This is a genomic window from Sphingomonas sp. 2R-10, from assembly GCF_030062225.1.
Classification (GTDB): domain Bacteria; phylum Pseudomonadota; class Alphaproteobacteria; order Sphingomonadales; family Sphingomonadaceae; genus Sphingomonas.
In genome coordinates this window covers 107,915-127,157 of the sequence record NZ_JASCXF010000003.1, presented here as the reverse complement: position 1 = coordinate 127,157, position 19,243 = coordinate 107,915, and the positions used below count along the sequence as shown (strand labels likewise).

The window sequence follows — 19,243 nt, the reverse complement described above, 5'->3', positions numbered from 1 at the left end:
ATGGCCCGGACGGAGTGGGAGGGGCGGCGTGGCGCCGATCGACGGGCTGATCGTGCTCGCATATCTGGTGGCGACGCTGGCGATCGCGCTGAAGGTGCGCGCGCGCGCCGCCGAGAGCATCGACAGCTATTATCTCGGCAACAAGAAGATGCCATGGTATCTGCTGTGCCTGTCCGACGCGTCGGGCATGTTCGACATTTCGGGCACGATGTGGCTGTCGACGCTGCTGTTCCTGTACGGGATGAAGAGCATCTGGCTGCCGTGGCTGTGGCCGGTGTTCAACCAGGTGTTCCTGATGGCGTATCTCGCCATCTGGCTGCGGCGGTCGAACGTGCGCTCGGGGGCGGAATGGATCCTGTTCCGCTTCGGCGACAATCGCGGCAGCCGGCTGTCGCATCTGTCGGTCGTGCTGTTCTCGGTCATCTGCGTCGTCGGGTTTCTCGTCTATGCGTTCGTCGGCATCGGCAAGTTCATGGAATTGTTCCTGCCGTGGGAGGCGATCGGCCCGGCGCTGGGACTGAACCTGTCGCCCGCGCAGGTGCCGGTCGCATATGCGGTGTTCTTCACCACGCTGGTCACGGTCTATGTCGTGCTGGGCGGATTGCCGGGCATCGTGTGGACCGACGTGCTGCAGTTCGGGATCATGACGCTGGCGGCGTTCTTCGTGGCGGGCATGGCGATGACGATGGTCACGCCGCAGCAGATCGCGGCGGCGACGCCCGTGGGGTGGATGAGTCCGGGCTTCGGCTGGCATCTGGGACTGGACTGGAGCGCGATCCGGCCCGAGGCGGCGGCGAAGATCGCCGGCGACGGGTATGAGCTGTTCACCGCGCTGATGATGATGATGCTGTTTTCGGGCATCCTCAAGAGCGCGGCGGGGCCTGCGCCCAGCTACGACATGCAGCGCGTGCTGGCGACGCGGTCCCCGCGCGACGCGGCGAAGGTGACCGGGTTCGTGTCGGTGGTGCTGATGCCGATCCGGTACCTGATGATCGCCGGGTTTACCGTGCTGGCGCTGGTGTTCGTCGACCGGCTCGATCTGGCGTCGGGCGGCAAGGTGGATTTCGAGAACCTGCTGCCCGCCGCGATCCAGGCGTTCATGCCCGCGGGCGTGCGCGGGGTCATCATCACGGGCCTGCTGGCGGCGTTCATGGCGACCTTTGCGTCCAGCCTGAACGCCGCGCCGCTCTACATCGTCAACGACGTCTATCGCCGCTACGTCAACCCGAATGCGTCGCAGCGGCTGCTGGTGCGGCTGAGCTATGCGGTGTCGATCGCCGTCGTGCTGCTGGCGATGGGGATCGGGCTGTTCGTCCAGTCGATCAACGATGCGTTGCAATGGATCGTGTCGGGGCTGTGGGGCGGATACACCGTATCGAACGTCATCAAATGGTATTGGTGGCGCTTCAACGGCGAGGGCTATTTCGCCGGCATGGTGGCGGGCATCGCCTGTTCGCTGAGCTTCCCGTTCGTGTTCGGGCCGTTGTTGCCGGGGGCGGGGGCGATCCTGCCGCTGTACCTGTTCCCGCTCATCATTCTAGTGTCGGGCGCGGTGGCGATCGCCGCCAGCCTGATGACGAAGCCGACCGATCCGGCGGTGCTGCTGGGCTTCTACCGGCAGGTGCGGCCATGGGGCTTCTGGGGTCCGGTACAGGCGCTGTTGCAGGCGGAGAACCCGGCGGCGCAGCCCAATCGCGATCTGCCGCGCAATGCGTTCAACATCGTCGTCGGCACGCTGATGCAGACCGCGCTGGTGGCGACGCCGGTGTTTCTGGTGGTCAAGAATTTTGCCGCGATGGCCGCGTGTCTGGCGGTCGTGCTGGTGTGTGGAGGGATATTGTGGCGGACCTGGTATCGGCGGCTGGCCGACTGGCCCGAGGATCTGGGCGACGGCCCGGCGGAGCAGCGGCCGTGAGGTGGTTCGCAGGGGCGATGCTGCTGGCGCTGGCGATGCCGGCAGCCGCGCAGGAGGCCGACGATCCGGTGCAATGGGTCGATCCGATGATCGGCACCGATGGCGACGGCCATGTCTTTCCCGGCGCCACGCTGCCGTTCGGGATGGTGCAGCTCAGCCCGTCGAACACCCGCGACGGGTGGAAATGGACGTCGGGCTATCATTACACCGACACCGTCATCGACGGGTTCGCGCATACCCATATCAGCGGGGCGGGGCTGGGCGCGCTGGGCGACATCCTGCTGATGCCGACGCGGGTGGCGGGGACGGCGGCGGGTGCGCTCGACCGGCCGGGGACGGGCTATCGCTCGCGCTTCTCGCATGACCGGGAGCAGGCGCAGGCGGGCTATTACCGCGTCCACCTCGATGACGCCGATGTCGATGTCGAACTGACGACGACGCTGCGCACCGGCTTCCACCGCTATCGGTTCAACGGCGCGGCCGAACGCTATGTCGTGATCGATCCGATCCATGCGGTCGGCGACGACCATGCGCTGGAGGCGGGGATCGAGGTGGTGTCGGACCGCGAGATTCGCGGCTGGCGGCGGACGATCGGGTCGTCGGCGGGCGCGCGCACCGTCTATTTCGTGGCGCGCTTCTCGCAGCCATTCGTCGCGGCGCAGCTGACCGAGGGCGATCGGCCGGTCGCCGGACGGCAGGGTACGGGCGCGGCGCGGCGCGCTTATGTGCGATTTGCGAATAACGTCGGGCAGGTGGAAGTCGCGGTGGCGATCTCGCACGCGTCGGCGGCAGGCGCGCTCGCCAATTTCCGGGCCGAGGCGGAGGGGCAGGGCTTCGACACGGTGCGGCGTGCGGCGCAGGCGACATGGGCGAAGCGGCTGTCGGCGATCCGCATCGACGAGCGCGATGCGACGAAGAAGCGTGTCTTCTACACCGCCGGCTATCATGCCGCGATCGCGCCCAATCTGGTGTCGGACGTGACCGGCGACTACCGGGTCGAGGGGCGGGTACTGCGCTCCGGAATCCAGCAATACAGCAACTTCTCGAACTGGGACACCTATCGCGCGGTCCATCCGCTGCTGACGATCGTCGATCCGGACAAGGCCGGCGGGATCGTCGCCAGCATGGTGTCGCGCCACCGCGATGCCGGGCTGGTCCTGCCCAGCTGGGAAGCGGTCGGCCACGACAACCGGGTGATGATCGGCTATCCGATCGTGTCGATCGTCGCCGATGCGGTCATCAAGGGGCTGCCGGGCGTCGATCCGGCCAGCGCCTATGCCGCGATCCGGGCAAGCGCGTTCGACCGGACCAAGCACAGCAACGTCTATGACCTGAACGGGATGGACGGCTATCTGCGCTATGGCTTCGTGCCCGCCGACGTCGCCAGTTCGGTGTCGAAGACGACCGAGCAGAATTATCAGGACTGGACGATCGGACAGGTCGCGGCGAAGCTTGGCCGCACGCACGACGCCGCGCTGTTCGCGACGCGCGCGACCGGGTGGCGGCAGTTGTACGATCCGGCCAGTGGCTGGCTGTTGCCGCGGCTGGCCGATGGCCGCTTCGCACCGATGCGACGCGACGACTGGGGCGACCTGAACCGGCATTACGTGTCGGGCAACATCTGGGCCTATTCCGCCTATACCCCGCACGACATGGCGGCGGCGATCCGGCTGCACGGCGGCCGCGCGGCCTTTGGCAACTGGCTCGACGACATCTTTCGCGACACGACGCCGATCGGCGGCGAACAGCATGTCGACCTGTCGGGGTTCGTCGGGCGCTATGGCCATGGCGACGAGCCGGGGCACCAGATGCCCTATCTGTTCAACCTCGCGGGACAGCCCGGCCGCACCCAGTATTACGTGAACCGCGTTCTGCGCGAGATGTATTCGGACCGGCCCGGCGGGCTGGTCAACAATGACGACCTCGGCCAGATGTCGGCATGGTATGTGTTCAGCACGCTGGGTTTCTATCCGGTCGCGCCGGGCGACCTGACCTACCAGATCGGTGCGCCCTATCACCGGCGCGCGACGGTGACGCTGCCCGGCGGGCGGGCGTTCGTGGTCGAGGCGGACGGGCTGTCGTCGCGCAACATCTATGTCCAGTCGGCGACTCTGGACGGCAGGCCGCTGACGTCGAGCTACCTGACGCATGGGCAATTGCTGGCGGGCGGCACGCTGCGCTTCGTGATGGGGGCGAAGCCGTCACGCTGGGGTGCCGGGGTGGCGGACAGCAGCCTCGGCGCGTTCGACGACAAGGCGCCGGTCGCGGTGACGCAGCGTGCGCCATGGGCGCCCTATGACCCGGTCGACGATCCGCGCTTCGCGGCGACGCGCGACGTGACGCTGCGCGCGGCGGGCGGGACCATCCGCTATACGCGGGGTGCCGGGGAGCCAACGCCGGGGTCGACGCGCTATACCGCGCCGGTCCGGATCGATCGCGACACCGTGCTGCGCGCCGCCGCGTTCGACCCGGCGCCGGGGCGGAGCACGACGCTGGAGCGGCAGTATGTCCGCAGCCTGCTGAAGGGCGCGCCGGCCGGTTTCCCGCGGATCGCGATCGCCGAGGACGGCATCGGCTATGGCGCGAAGGACGGCGCGATGCTTGTCGACGGGATCGTCGGCGGTCCGGCGTACGGCGACAAACGCTGGACCGGGCGGGTGGGCGATATCACCGCGACGATCGATCTGGGCAGCGCGAAGCCGGCCCGGACGCTGACCATCGGCTATCTCGACGATTCGATGAACGGCATCATGCCGCCGCGCCGGATCGAGGTGCTGGCCGGGGACGATCCCGCGCGGCTGGTGCCGATCGGTCATCGCGACATCGGGCCGTGGGGCGGGGTGACGCAGAAGGTCGAGCGTATCCGCATCGCGCTGCCCGGCCGCGCATACCGCTATTACCGTATCCGCGGGGTCGCATGGGGCGACCTGCCCGCATCCCTCAAGCCACCGGGTCGACCGTCGTGGCTGTTCCTCGACGAGATCAACCTGCAATGACGCCTGCCACGACCCGCCGCGTACTGGGTAGCGGCTGGACCTTTCGCCAGGTCGGGCAGGACGACTGGCTGCCGGCGCAGGTGCCGGGGTCGAACTTCACCGACCTGTGGCGCGCCGGGGTGATCGAGGACCCGTATCACCGCGACGCCGAACCGCGGCTGCAATGGATCGAGCGGGCCGACTGGGAATATCGCTGCGTGTTCGAGGTCACGGCCGGGGAACTGGCGGGCGACGAGGTGGCGCTGGTGTTCGACGGGCTCGACACGCTGTGCGACGTGCGGCTGAACGGCGTGGCGCTGTTGTCGAGCGACAATATGTTCCGTGCGCACCGGCTTGCGGTGAAGGAGCTGCTGCGGGAGGGCGCGAACGAACTGGCGCTGCACTTCCGCTCGCCGGTCCTGCACGGCGAGGCGCGACAGGCGGCGGACGGGTTCCTGTATCCGGCGGAGAACGACAAGACCGACGCCCATGCCAGCGCGTATGTGCGGAAAGCGCCCTATCATTTCGGCTGGGACTGGGGGCCGAAATACGTGCCGTCGGGCGTGTGGCGGCCGGTGTGGCTCGACGTGGTGCGACGCGGGCGGATCGTCGACGTGCAGTATCGCATCGAGGTGCTCGACGATGCCCGGGCGGTGGTGTGCTTCGACGTGGCGGTCGAGGGTGCGGGCGCGGTCGAGATCGCGTGCGATGTGGCGGGCGTCGCGCCGGTGCGGGGGACGACGACGCGGGTCGTGATCGAGAACCCGCGGCGCTGGTGGCCGAACGGGCTGGGCGAGGCGTTCCTCTATGGCTTCACGGCGACGCTCAGCGACGACGCCGGGGTGATCGACCGGGCGACGACGCGCGTGGGCCTGCGCACCATCCGCGTGCGCAACGAGCCGGACGCGATCGGCGAGTGTTTCGAGATCGAGGTGAACGGGCGGCGCACCTTCATGAAGGGCGCGAACTATATCCCGTCGGACAGCTTCCTCGAACGCGTGACGCCCGAGCGTTACGCGCGGGTGTTCCGCGATGCGGTCGACGCCAACATGAACATGCTGCGGGTATGGGGCGGGGGGACGTATGAGAGCGACCTGTTCCACGATCTGGCCGACGAACACGGCATCCTGATCTGGCAGGACTTCATGTTCAGCTGCACGCTGTACCCGTCCGACCCGGCGTTCCTCGACACGGTGGCGCAAGAGGCGCGGCAGCAGATCCGGCGGTTGCGGCGGCATCCCTCGCTGGCGCTGTGGTGCGGCAACAACGAGGTATCGCTGGGCATCGCGCACTGGAACTGGCCGACGACGTTCGGCTATCCGCCCGAACTGTTCGAGCGGCTGGTCGCGGCCAATCGCGACCTGTTCGAGCGGTTGCTGCCCGATCTCGTGAAGGAACACGACCCGGAACGCTTCTACCTGCCGTCGTCGCCGATCGGGTTCTGGAACGACCCCGACGACGATGCGCGCGGCGACAATCATTACTGGGGCGTATGGCATGGCGAGGAGCCGCTGAGCGCCTATGCGCAGCGCGTGCCGCGCTTCATGAGCGAATACGGGTTCCAGTCCTATCCCGACATCGCGTCGGTCGAGCGCTTCACCGATACCGAAGACCGGGTAGTGGGATCGGCGGTGCTGGCGCTGCACCAGAAGCATCCGCGCGGCGATGCGATCATCGGCCGGTTCCTGCGCGAGGAATATGGCGAACCGCGCGACTTCGCCGCCTTCTGCACCCTGAGCCAGCTGACCCAGGCCGATGCCCTGCGCATCGCGTTCGAGGCGCATCGCCGGGCGATGCCGCGCTGCATGGGATCGCTGTACTGGCAGTTCAACGACTGTTTCCCGGCGATCTCGTGGTCGAGCATCGACTATTACGGCCGGTGGAAGGCGCTGCACTATCAGGCGGCACGGTCGTTCGCGCCGGTGATCCTGTCGGCGGAGGCGGTGGCGGACGGGCATGCCATCCATATCGTGTCCGACCGGATCGAGCCGGTCGACGGGGTGCTGGTGCTCGAACTGATCGGTTTCGACGGCGCGGTGGCGTGGCGCAGCGAGCGGCCGGTGGCGATTGCCGGCAACAGTGCCGAGGTCGTCGCACGCGTGCCGGCGGTGGATGGCGGCGCGGTGCTGGTCGGGCGGATCGTCGCCGAAGGGGTCGAGATCGCGCGCGACGTGCGGATGTCGGGCGAGGTGCGCGACCTGCCCGATCCGGGGTTGCGGGCGCGGGTCGAGGATGGCGCGGTCGTCGTGGCCGCGGAACGCTTCGCGCGCGCGGTACGGATCGTGGTCGATGCCGGGCATGGCGACCTGGCCGACAATTATTTCGACCTGTTGCCGGGTGAGGAGCGGCGGGTCTGCTTGCGCGACGGGCGGCTGCCGGACGGGGCGGCGGTGTCGGCCGGCAGTCTGACCGACTGGATTGCGCGGCCATGAGGGCGGCGGTCGCCGCCGCCGCGCTGCTGGCGAGTACGCCGGCGGCGGCACAGGGGGCGCCGCTCGCGCTGACGATCGACGAACTGATGCGCTGGACCCCGGACGGGGCGACCGCCGATCCGGGCAATGTCGCGCGGGTGCCGCTGGCGCAGCGGTTCCGGGTGGCACCGCTCAACCGGCGGTCGGCCATCGATCCGCAGGTGCGCGTGCTCTACGCCCCCGACGGGATGAACGACCTGGGCGGGCAGCGCACCGCGACGGCGCGGTTCAACGGCTATACCTTCACCCACTGGCCGCAGATCGACATCTTCGCGTGGTTCGCCGGCACCGCGATACGCGGCGTGCAGCTGCCGTCGCGCGGCTGGGTGGAGGCGGCGCACCGCAACGGGGTGCCGGTGATCGGCACGGTGTTCTTCGCGCCGGTGGCATGGGGCGGATCGCCGCAGACGGTGGCGTCGTTCCTGCGCCGCGATGCGCAGGGACGGTTCCCGGCGGCGGCGCAACTGGTGCGGATCGCGCGCTTCTACCGGTTCGACGGCTGGTTCGTGAATGCCGAGACCGCCGGCGCGGACGGCGCGGCGATGATCGACTTCATGGCCGAGCTGCGCCGGATCGCACCCGGCGACATGACGATCCACTGGTACGACGCGCTGCTGCCCGACGGGCGCGTCGTGTGGCAGAATGCGCTGAACCCGGCCAATGCCCGGTTCTTGCAGGACGGGACGCGGCGGACGGCCGACGCGATGTTCCTGAATTACGACTGGACGCGACAGGGGCTGGTCGACGGCGCGGCGCTGGCGCAGCGGCTGGGGCGCAGCCGCTACGAGCTGTTCATCGGTGCCGACCTGTGGCCGGCGCGCGATGCGCAGCCGGCGTTCCGCGACTCCGGCTGGCTCGACAGCGTGCGCGAGCGGCCCGGCGGCAAGGCGCTGGGATCGATCGCGCTGTTCGCACCGCATTTCGGGTACAGCTTTCCCGGCGGCGCGCGCACGCCGCGTTTCAGCGACTTCGACCGCGATCCGCGCGACGTGGCACGGTTCTACGACGCCGAGCGGCGGCTGTTCGCTGGGGATACGCGCAACCTTGCCGATCCCGCGCGCACCGGCTGGCCGGGGGTGGCCTCGCTTGCCCCCACCAGCGGCATCGTGCCGGTGCTGCCGTTCCGCACCAGCTTCAACACCGGGCACGGCAGGGTCGATGCGCGGGACGGCGCGATCGTCGGCGGGCCGTGGCACGACATGGCGCGGCAGGACGTGCTGCCGACCTGGCAGTTCGCGACGCTCGGCCGGCGTCGCGTCACCGTCGACTATGACTTTGCCCGGCCGTTCCGCGGCGGGTCGTCGCTCAGGATCGCGCCGCAGGGTTCGGGCGGGAGGGCGACGGTGCCGCTCTACGCATTCCGGCTGGGCGGACCGGTGACGGTGACGACGGTCAGCCGTGGTGGGGCCGGTTATGCGCTGAAAGTGGGCGAAGGTGTCGCGCATGCGATGCCCCGGTCGGCGGACTGGCGGACGACGCGCTGGTGCGTGCGGCGGCTGGCCGGCGACGTGGCGGTGGCGGTGGTCGTGCGCGGTACCGCTACCGAGCCATTCAACCTCGGCCGGATGTCGATCGAGGCCGGTTGCAGCGATTAGAAAGACTCTTGACATATTCGCGACAGATCATGCATGTAATCGATTACATCATGTGATGACTCGAATCGGCGGAAGACCGACGGGGACAAGGGACACGCGGCCGCAAGGGCGCGACAGGGACGGGGAAGACCGGATGAAGGCGTTTCGATTTGGCGGTACCGTTCGCGCAGGGCTGATGGCCGGCGTCGCGACCGCAGGCATGTTCGGACTGGCGGGCGGCGCGCAGGCGCAGGCGACCGTCGGCGCCAATCCGGTCGGCACCGACGCGCCGGCGACCACGGCGGAAGCGACGCAGGGCGAGGGTGAGGGCGAGATCGTCGTCAGCGGCTATCGTTCGTCGATCGACCGCAACCTGCGCGACAAGCGCAACGCCGCCGCGGTGGTCGAGGTCATCACCGCCGAGGACATCAGCAAGTTCCCCGACCGCAACGTCGCCGACGCGCTGCAGCGCGTGCCGGGCGTGGTCATCACCCGCGACGGCGGCGAAGGACGCACGGTCAGCGTGCGCGGCCTGCAACCCGACCTGACGCTGACGCTGCTCAACGGCAACTACATCGCGTCGTCGGAGACGAACAGCGAGGCGACCCGTTCGTTCAACTTCCTGCTGATGCCGTCCAACCTGCTGGGCAAGGCCGAGCTGTTCAAGTCGTCCGAAGCGCGCATCGACGAAGGCGGCATCGGCGGCACGGTGATCCTGCACACCCGCCGTCCGCTCGACCTGCCGGCGTGGTCGGGCTTCGTCACGGCCGAAGGCACCTATGCCGACACGACCAAGGGCGTCGACCCGCAGCTGTCGGGCCAGCTGTCGTGGAAGAACAAGGACGAGACGTTCGGCGTGCTGGTGAGCGGTACGTGGCAGAAGCGCCAGACGCGCACGATGAGCGCCACGACCGAGGACTGGCTGTGGTACGATCAGAACCCGGCCCGCAGCGGCGTCGACGTCAACGGCACGCCCTTTTCGCCGCAGCCCAGCGAATGGTGGGGCCAGTCGGGGTTCAACGACCAGAACGGCCGGCGCTATTCGGGCTTCTTCATGCCGACCGCGGTCAATTTCGGCATTCGCGACGAAAATCGCGAACGGCTGGGCGTGCAGGCGACGGCACAGTGGCGGCCGACCGATGGCCTGACGCTGACCGCCAATTATTTCCGGTTCAACCTGACCGGCGACTATGTCAACAATTCGCTGAAGGTGCCGGAGTGGAACATCGCCCGCTTCAACGGCGATGGCAACTGGGCGGGCGGGCGGCTGCTCGACCGGCTGAACTTCGATCCGAGCGGCACGATCGTGACCGGCGCGCAGTTCAGCCTGGTAAACGGCAAACAATATTATTGCAGCGAGGCGCAGGCCGCAGCGGGCGGCCAGCGTCCCGGCGGCTGGGGTCCGGACGACTGCACCGTGCCGACCCCGCAGCTGACCGGCGGTTACAGCCGCGAGGAAGCACTGTCGCAGACCGCCGATTTCGAGGCGGAGTACAAGAGCGACAACTTCGTCGGCGCGGTGAAGCTCGGGCGCACCTGGTCCGAAGGCGGACCGTCGATCAATTTCCGCATGTCGGCCAAGCCGCGCGTGGCGATCAACGGCCAGTATCAGCCGGGCAACCGTTCGACCGCATGGGACCTGACCGGCACGCCGTCGATGACCTTCTCGCCCGACCTGCAGGACCGCATCCTCGGCGGCTTTGCCGAGGTCGATGTGGGGTCGACCGACTCGTCGTGGATCAACACCCGCATCTCGCAATATTACGGCCAGGCCGACGGCACGTGGCTGGTGTCGAACGGGGCGTTCGACACGTTGCAGTTCGGCGTGAAGTATCGCGACGGATCGGTGCATCGCAACACCGGCAACACCATCTGGAACTGCCCGGGGACGACCACCCGCTACCAGCAGTGCGATACGACCGCGAGCACCGCACGGCCCGAATTCTTCCTGTCGGACCCGATCACCAACATCCCCGGCGGGTTCAGCGCCAACGTGTTCCCGGGCATCAACTTCACCAACTATCTGGGCTATCTCGACAATCGTTACGGCGGGTCGGTGCGGTTCGAGGAGCCGGACTTCATCTACGAAGTGGGTGAGAAGATCTGGTCGGGCTATGTCCAGGCGAACTTCAAGACCGATCGCCTGCGCGGCAACTGGGGCGTGCGGGTGGTCCACACCAGGCAGCGCGCGGAATCGACCGACGCGGTCGAGCGCTTCCTCGATTACTTCGCCGATGGTCCCGACGGCCGTCCGCGTGCCTGTACGCCGGGCGCCGCGAACCAGATCTGCGAAAGCGGGTTCGTACGGGCCGAGGTGCGCGAGAAGACGTTCGAGCTGAACACGCTCGACAAGACCTATACCGACGTCCTGCCCAGCCTGAACGTCGCGTTCGACTTCACCCCCAGCCTCGTCGCCCGCGGCGCGGTGGCGAAGGTGATCGCGCGGCCGGCGTTCACCAACCTCGCCTTCCCCGGCGCGCTGAACTTCGTGTCGGAGGAATATAGCAGCGACCGCGTGGCCGGTGGCGGCACCAGCCAGCCGGGCTGGACCGGCAGCGGTTCGAACAAGGACCTCGAGGCGTTCCAGGCGTGGCAGTACGACCTTGGCCTCGAATGGTATTACCATCGCGGGTCGGTGATCGGCATCGGCCTGTTCCGCAAGGACGTGAAGAACTTCGTCGTGCCGGTGTCGCAGGACCAGGCGGTGACGATCGGCGGAGAGACGGTCAACGTCCGCAACTTCTCGACCCAGGCCAACGGGCAGAACGGCGTGTCGCAGGGCATCGAATTCTATGCCCAGCATACGTTCGACTTCGGCGTCGGCTATCAGGCCAACCTGACGTTCAACGACACCAACACCGCCGCCGTCGTGCTGGCCGGGCGCGAGATCGCGGAATCGCCGCTGGTCGGCAGCGCCGAGAACCAGGCGAACTTCACGCTGTTCTACGAGAACGACCGGTTCCTCGCGCGGGCATCGTACAACCGGCGCGGCGAGGTGGTGAACGGCACCCACAACCAGCTGACCATCTATACCGAGCCGTACGAGCAGGTGGACGTCAACGTCGCGTTCAACATCACGCCGCAACTGGTGCTGACGGCATCGGTGCTGAACCTGACCAAGTCCGAGCTGCGCCAGCACCTGGGCAACGATACCAAGGCCCGGTTCTGGACCAACGGCTATTCGGGGCGGATTGCGTTCGCCGGCGCGACGTTCAAGTTCTGACGGCGTCCGGCCCCGCGTTGATGAGACGCGGGGCCGGGCGAAAGGCCGACCCCCGACGTCAATCCGTACCCCGACGAAGGCCGGGGTCCGGTCGGGAAGGCTTTGCCGTACCTCACTGACGTCCTCCAACTGGACCCTGGCCTTTGCCGGGGTATGGTAAGGATATGATCCCGAACGCGGCTTTCGCACGGTCCCGGCTTGTGGCGGGGTGCCTGGTGCGGCAGGCGGTCGGTGCCGACCGCTTCCGGCGGCGGTCGGAAAGCGGCGGGCGAGACGACGATGGCAAGCGGAGCGAGGATATGACCGAGGCCGATAACCGCATCCGCAACGTCGTCGTGCTGGGCGGCGGCAGTGCGGGGTGGATGGCGGCGGCGGCGCTGGCCACCTATCTGGGGCGCGGCGTGTCGGTGCGGCTGGTCGAATCCGAAGAGGTCGGCATCGTCGGGGTGGGCGAATCCAGCGTCCCCCATATGAAGACGTTCAACAGCGAGACGCTGGGCATCGACGAGCGCGAGTTCGTCAAGCGCACCAACAGCACCTTCAAGCTGGGCATCCGCTTCACCGATTGGGGCCGGATCGGCGAACGCTACATCCACGGCTTCGGCACGATCGGGCGGGGGCTGGGGCCGTTGCCGTTCCACCAGCTGTGGCTGAAACGCTTCCTCGCCGGACAGGCGGGGCCGCTCTGCGACTATTCGTTGCAGACGGTCGCGGCGCCGGCAGGGAAATTCCAGTGGAGCGGGCCGGCCGACACGCCGCTGGGCGACATCGCCTATGCCTATCACCTCGACGCGGTGCTCTATGCCCGGTTCCTGCGCGAACTGGCCGAACGGCGCGGGGTCGAGCGGATCGAGGGCAAGGTCGTCCGCGTCGAACAGGACGGCGAGAACGGTCATGTCCAGTCCATCGTTCTGGAGGACGGGCGGAGCGTCGCGGGCGAGTTCTTCATCGACTGTTCGGGGTTCCGGGGCGTGCTGATCGAACAGACGCTCGAGACCGGCTATCTCGACTGGCGCCACTGGCTGCCGTGCGACCGGGCGTTCGCGGTGCCCTCCGCATCGGTCGGGCCGCCCATGCCCTGTACCGAAGCGGCGGCGCGGGGCGCGGGGTGGCAGTGGCGCATCCCGCTCCAGCACCGGGTCGGCAACGGCCATGTCTATTCGAGCGCGCATATGGGCGACGACGAGGCGGCCGCGACGCTGCTGGCGACGCTCGACGGACCGGCGCTCGACACCCCGCGCCAGCTGCGCTTCACCGCCGGGCGGCGGGCAAAGGCGTGGAACGGCAATGTCGTCGCGCTGGGGCTGGCCGCCGGGTTCCTCGAACCGCTGGAATCGACCGGCATCTATCTGGCGCAGGCGGGCATCCGGCGGTTGCTGGGGCTGTTTCCGGGGCGCGATCTCGACCCGGCGCTGGCCGAGCGGTTCAACAGCGAGACGGCGTTCGAATATGAGCGCACGCGCGATTTCCTCGTGCTGCACTACCATGCCACCGCCCGCGACGACACGCCGTTCTGGAACGATTGCCGGACGATGGACGTGCCCGAACCGCTGAAGGAAGCCATGGCGCTGTTCCGCGCCGATGGCCGCTATTTCCGCAACGGCGAGGATTTCTTCGCGCTGCCCAGCTGGGTGCAGGTGATGATCGGGCAGGGGATCGTGCCCCGCGACTATCATCCGGTCGTCGATGCGATGCCCGACGGGCATCTCGACCAGTATCTGGATCGTATCCGGGGCGAGATCGCCACGGCGGTCGCCACGATGCCGCCGCATCACGCCTTCATCGACCGCCATTGCAAGGCGATGACCACCTGACCTACCCGAGCCCGAGATTATTGGAGACTGTCCCGATGCTTACCGACCGACGCAATCTGATGACGCAGGGCGCGCTGCTGGGTGCGGGCCTCGCGACGGGTGCGCTGGCGCCGATCGCCGTGGCGCAGACCCGGACCGCACCGGCCGGTGGCTATGTCAGCAAGCGTCCCGCCCCCGCCGACCGCCGCTTCGTCAGCCCCGCGGTCGAACGCGAGATCGCGCGCGTCAGCCGGATGATCGCCGACCCGGAGGTCGCGTGTCTGTTCGCCAACGCCTATCCCAACACGCTCGACACCACGGTCAAGATGGGGCGGGTCGACGGCAAGCCCGACAGCTTCGTCATCACCGGCGACATTCCCTGCCTGTGGCTGCGCGATTCGGCGGCGCAGGTGAAGTCGTATCTGCATCTGGCGAAACAGGACGCGAAGCTGCGCGAGCTGTTCCGGGGCCTGATCGCGCGCCATGCGCGCAGCGTGCTGATCGATCCGTACGCCAACGCCTTCATGGAGGATCCGACCGCCAAGACCAATCTCGAATGGTCGCAGGTCGACGAGACCGAGATGAAGCCGGGGGTCGCCGAGCGGAAGTGGGAGATCGATTCGCTGTGCTATTCGATGCGGCTGTCGCACGGCTACTGGGCCGCGACGCGCGATGCGACGCCGTTCGATGCGCAGTGGGCGGACGCGATGCGCGCGATCGTGCGCACCTTCCGCGAACAGCAGCGGAAAGATGGGCCCGGGCCGTACAAGTTCCAGCGCGCCAGCCGCCAGCCGACCGAGACGCTGCTGGCGGGCTATGGCGCGCCGACGCGCAAGGTCGGGATGATCCATTCGGGCTTCCGCCCGTCGGACGATGCCTGCCAGTATCCGCTGTTCGTGCCGGCCAACATGTTCGCGGTCACGACGCTGCGCGAAATGGCGCAGGTCGCGAACGAGGCGCGCAAGGACTCAGGCCTGGCGAACGACGCGACGGCGCTGGCGAACGAGGTCGCCGCGGCGGTCGCGCAGTACGGCACGATGAAGCTGCCCGACGGACGCGACGTATGGGCCTATGAGGTCGACGGGTTCGGCAATGCGATCTTCATGGACGATGCCAACGTGCCGTCGCTCTCCAGCCTCGCGTGGCTCGGCTGCGTGCCCGCCGGCGATGCGCGGTGGCAGCGGACGGCGGCGGCGGCGTGGAGCGACGCGAACCCGTGGTTCTTCAAGGGGACGGCGGGCGAGGGCATCGGCGGCCCGCATCAGGGCATGGACTATATCTGGCCGATGTCGCTGATCGTGCGCGGGCTGACCGCGACCGACGACGCGACGATCCTCAAATGCCTCGCGACGTTGAAGCGCACCCATGCCGGCACCGGCTTCATGCACGAGGCGTTCGAAAAGGACGATGCGAGCAAGTTCACCCGCAGCTGGTTCGCGTGGGCCAACGGGCTGTTCGGCGAATTCATCCTGCATCTGGCCGCGACGAAGCCGCAGCTGCTGAAGGCGCCGCTGGACGCGATCCGCGTCTGACGGGGCCGGGCGCCGCCGGACCCATGCCGGCGGCGTCAGCAGACTTCGGCGGTCGCCCGTGGCGGCCCGCCGGGCGGCACCCGCGCAGCGTGGCGATAAAAGGCATCGCCCGGCAGGCGGTGGCGCGTGCCATAGACCTGCGCCAGCGCGTTGTAGAGCGCGAGGTCGTAGCGGGCGAGGTCGTCGTCGTTCAGGATCGTCTGTCCGTCGACCACCGCGACCTTGTTCGAATTGAACCAGGTCTGCGTTCCCTCCGCCCAATATTCGTCGATGGTCACCGCGGCATATTCGCCCTTCCACATGCCGCGCGCCATCGCGGCGGCATAGGCGCGCTCGACCGCGGCCAGCAGCGCCGGGTCCTGATGGCGGATCGCGTCGAGGATGCCGTGCGAGAATTCGTGGACGAAGATGTTCTCGCCATAATAGCGCGTGTCCGGCACGCCGAGCAGGTTCTCGGTCGCGGCGCTGGTCAGCTGGCCGCCCATGCCGCGGGCGCGGCCGTTCCAGTATTCGCGGTCGCTCAGCCGCCCGATGCGGTCGGCATAATGCTTGCGCTCGCAGATCGTCAGCCGTCGGTCGTCGATCGCCGGCTTCTTCCAGTCGCGCTGTTCGGGCAGGTCGGTCGTCCCCTCGTCCGGGGCCATGATCGCGACGCGGAACCCCGACGCCGCCATCCACCGGCGCAGGTCGCCGCGTTCGGCCAGCATCGCCAGCGCGATGTCGCGGGCGAACAGCAGCGCGTCGTCGGGAACCCTGGCCGACGACACGATCGGGATGCCCCCGGCATCGATATGGCGCGCATAGAAGGGATCGAGCTTCAATGCGGGCGGCGGCGGCCCGATCATCGCCGCGACTTAGCGGTCGGGTGCCCCGGCGACTGCGGGGGCGGCCACCGCGACCGCCGCGGCCAGCGCCAGCAGACGCCGCCTCACCGGACCAGCCGCAGCGTCGTCGCCGCGCCGGTCAGCGCGACGCGATAGGCACCGCGTTCGATCGCCGCACCGGCGATCCGCAGCGGTTTCGTTCCCGGCGTCGTCGCCTCCACCCGGACCCGCGCTGCCGGGGTCGCGGGCGTCGCGGGATCGAGCGTCAGCGTGATGGCGCCGCTCGCGGGGGCATAGGTCGCCGCCGCGATCTTGCCGGCGTCCAGCGTGATCCACTGTCCGGCCGGCGCCACGAACAACCGGCTGCGCGCGCCGTCCCTCGGCACGATCCGCACGCCCTCGCCATCCTTCGTCACGTCGCCGCCGAACCCGACCCAGCCGAAGGTCGGATGATCGACCAGATAGGTCGCCGCCGTAAGGGCATGGCCGTAATATCCCATGCCGTAATCGCCGGTATAGGGGTCCCAGCGGACCATGTCGGGTTCGGAATGGAACGCGGCCGACGCGAACCCCTCGCGGTCGATATTGGTGATCCCGCCCATCATCCCGCCATAGGCGACGCGCAGCAGGTGCAGGTCGGCGGGATCGCGGCGATAGGCGTCGAACAGCGGCACCGCGTTCAGCGCCGATCCGTAATGGTGCAACTGCCGCTCGATCCGCGCAGTCTTGCCGCCATACAGGAAATCCCAATAGCGCCGGGCATTGCCGTTATAGCCCCAGTGCGGCACGGTCGGATCATAGCCCAGGATCACCTCGCGCGTGACGTCGGCCTGCGGCTGATAGCCGAAATGGCGCATCCACGCATGGACTTCGGGCTGGCCGGTCGAATCCCACGCCATTTCCGATCCGAACGGATAGGCGAGCGTGCGCCAGTGATCGGCGCGTTCCTTCATCAGCCGCTCCATCTCCGCTGCCTGCGCGGTCATCCCCTCGCGTTGCAGGTCGAGCAGGATGTCGAGGAACACGTCGCCCTCCATCTGCCCGAACTGCGCATAATGCGGCGCGTGGCGCATCATCGCCACGCTCGTGCGGTATGCCCAGTCGAGATAGAAGCGCCAGTCGTGCGTTTTCACCAGCCCCTGATGATTGCGGGCGAGGCGATAGAGCACCCAGTGGCCGACCGCGACGTGCGGATAGTTGTACGACCGGCCGAGATCGTCGGCCCCCTTCCTGTCCCACGACGTCCAGCTCTTCCACTGGTCGGCGGGCGGGGCGTAGTAACCGGGGAAGCGAGCCGGATCGTACCAGAACAGGCTCTTCTTCACCGCGCCCGCGCTCGGGCCGGTTTCGACCTGCAAATTGCCGAGCACGGTTTCGTCGACCACCCGTTCCAGTTTGGCGACCTCCGCCGGATCGGGATGGTCGAGCTGCTTCATCATCGCCGCGACCCATGCGCCGGCACCGCCCTCGTCGCTCATCCCCGCGATCCACACGCGCGGTTCCTGCGTCAGCAGCCGGTTCGCCTCGCGGTCGTAGCTCAGGATGGCGGGCGCGCGGGCGAACGGGTCGGCCCTGTCGTCATACCATTGCTTCGTCGTCGAGAAACGGCCGAGATCGGCCGCGACCTGTTCCAGCGGCTTGGTCAGGTAATAATGCACCGTCTGCACGCTGCCGTCGGCATAGGTGATCGACACCCGCGACCGGCCCCAGCCGCTGGCCTTCACGTCGTATCTCGCCCAGCCCCTGACCGATGCCGCCGGGGTCAGCGTCATCGATCCCGCCGGATGCACGTCGATCGACCGGACGGGCTGCGGCGCGTTCAGGAACAGCGCGGCGGTCTGGTCGGTCGGTACGACATAGCCCGGAATACCGACCGCGACCGGCCGCTTCGCCGCGACCAGCGTCGGTTCGATCGCGCGGATCGAGGGCACGGGGGCGAAGCGTACGCCGATGGTGCGGCTCTCGCCCGGCGCCAGCACGAAGCTGGTCGGCTGGTTCCACTGTTCCGCGCCCGCCCATTCCCTGTCGGCCATCGCCTTGCTGGCGACCATCCAGTCGTAGAAGCCCTCCGACGTCTGGCCGCGGTCCGACCGGTCGGTGAAGATGTCGCCCTTCGCCGCCCAGCGATCCTGTTTGATGATGCGATAGACTTCGAGCGGGGTCGCCGCTTCCGGCGTAACCAGCAGCGCCGGCCCCTTGCCGTTCAGCCGGGTGACCTGGAGATAGCCGGCGTCGCGGCCGATATAGGGGTCGACGAAGCTCGCCTGCGCATGCGCCTGTTCGAGGCTGCGGTCGGTGATGATGTTGTCGAACACCATTGGCATGCCCAGCGCGCCGACCTCGACCGCTCGCGCGGTGCGATTGGCCAGCGTGTAGCGCAGCGACAGCACGCCGGCATCGTTCACCCATTGCCGGGTGATGGTCAGCGGCACGCCATCGCCCATCGTCGCGGTGATGTCGGCGGCGGCGATCGTGCCGCCGGCGGCGGGCAGGATGCGCACCGGCTTGCGGTCGCGCGACGAGGCGAAGTCCGCCCATGGCCCGCCGCCGGAGCGGACGCGCAGGTGCAGGTCGCCGATATGGACATAGCCGTCGCCGGCGCGCTCCGCCTCCCGCGCGCCGGGCACGAAGTCGAACGCCGGTTCGGCGACAGGCGACAGCCGCGCCAGCGTCTGCGTATCACGGCGCAGTTCGACCACCATGTCGCCGACGCGGAAGCTGTCCTTCGCGATCGGGGGATGGGCCTTCTTCGCCGGTTCCTGCGGCGGCGGTGCGGCCGACAGGCTGGTCGCGGCGAGCAGCAGGACGAGGGACAGGCGACGGATCATGGCTGGTCTCGCTTCATGGAAAGGGCGGGGCCGGGGGGCGGGGGAACTTCGTCGGGTCGGTGCGATCCAGATGTCTGATCCATCGGCATGGAAACGTCACCCCGGCGA

At 68.3% G+C, this 19,243-nt stretch carries 9 protein-coding genes; 7 read left to right on the top strand and 2 right to left on the bottom strand.

What is annotated here, in order from left to right:
- Positions 1-28 precede the first annotated feature (28 nt).
- The 7 genes from QLH51_RS02415 to QLH51_RS02385 all read left to right on the top strand — a co-directional run bounded on the left by QLH51_RS02415 (position 29) and on the right by QLH51_RS02385 (position 15,483).
- Entirely contained in the window at positions 29-1,915 is a 1,887-nt protein-coding gene (locus QLH51_RS02415; protein WP_206428852.1) for a sodium:solute symporter family protein, read from the top strand.
- Entirely contained in the window at positions 1,912-4,911 is a 3,000-nt protein-coding gene (locus tag QLH51_RS02410) for a GH92 family glycosyl hydrolase (RefSeq protein WP_125655199.1), read from the top strand. The genes QLH51_RS02415 and QLH51_RS02410 overlap by 4 nt, the downstream gene beginning before the upstream one ends.
- Positions 4,908-7,322, top strand: a complete 2,415-nt coding sequence (locus tag QLH51_RS02405; protein WP_125655201.1) for a beta-mannosidase — start codon at positions 4,908-4,910, stop codon at positions 7,320-7,322. The genes QLH51_RS02410 and QLH51_RS02405 overlap by 4 nt, the downstream gene beginning before the upstream one ends.
- Positions 7,319-8,956, top strand: coding sequence for an endo-beta-N-acetylglucosaminidase (locus tag QLH51_RS02400; RefSeq protein WP_125655203.1), 1,638 nt, complete (start codon positions 7,319-7,321; stop codon positions 8,954-8,956). The genes QLH51_RS02405 and QLH51_RS02400 overlap by 4 nt, the downstream gene beginning before the upstream one ends.
- Positions 8,957-9,089: 133 nt before the next feature.
- Positions 9,090-12,158 (top strand): TonB-dependent receptor, encoded by a 3,069-nt coding sequence (locus QLH51_RS02395; protein ID WP_206428853.1) that lies wholly within the window; start codon positions 9,090-9,092, stop codon positions 12,156-12,158.
- Positions 12,159-12,457: 299 nt separating this feature from the next.
- Positions 12,458-13,972: a tryptophan halogenase family protein gene (locus tag QLH51_RS02390; protein WP_125655205.1), complete on the top strand. Its 1,515-nt coding sequence runs from the start codon at positions 12,458-12,460 to the stop codon at positions 13,970-13,972.
- Positions 13,973-14,007: 35 nt separating this feature from the next.
- Positions 14,008-15,483, top strand: a complete 1,476-nt coding sequence (locus tag QLH51_RS02385; protein WP_125655207.1) for a glycoside hydrolase family 125 protein — start codon at positions 14,008-14,010, stop codon at positions 15,481-15,483.
- Positions 15,484-15,518: 35 nt separating this feature from the next.
- Here QLH51_RS02385 and QLH51_RS02380 read toward each other — a convergent pair whose 3' ends face one another.
- Together QLH51_RS02380 and QLH51_RS02375 are read right to left on the bottom strand one after the other, a co-directional pair.
- Positions 15,519-16,328 carry a glycoside hydrolase gene (locus QLH51_RS02380; protein WP_125655209.1) on the bottom strand — a complete coding sequence of 270 codons (810 nt, stop codon included), beginning with the start codon at positions 16,326-16,328 and terminating at the stop codon, positions 15,519-15,521.
- An 83-nt stretch (positions 16,329-16,411) separates the two neighbouring features.
- Complete coding sequence (locus tag QLH51_RS02375; protein ID WP_125655211.1) at positions 16,412-19,135, bottom strand: DUF5695 domain-containing protein; 2,724 nt, start codon at positions 19,133-19,135, stop codon at positions 16,412-16,414.
- Positions 19,136-19,243 lie beyond the last annotated feature (108 nt).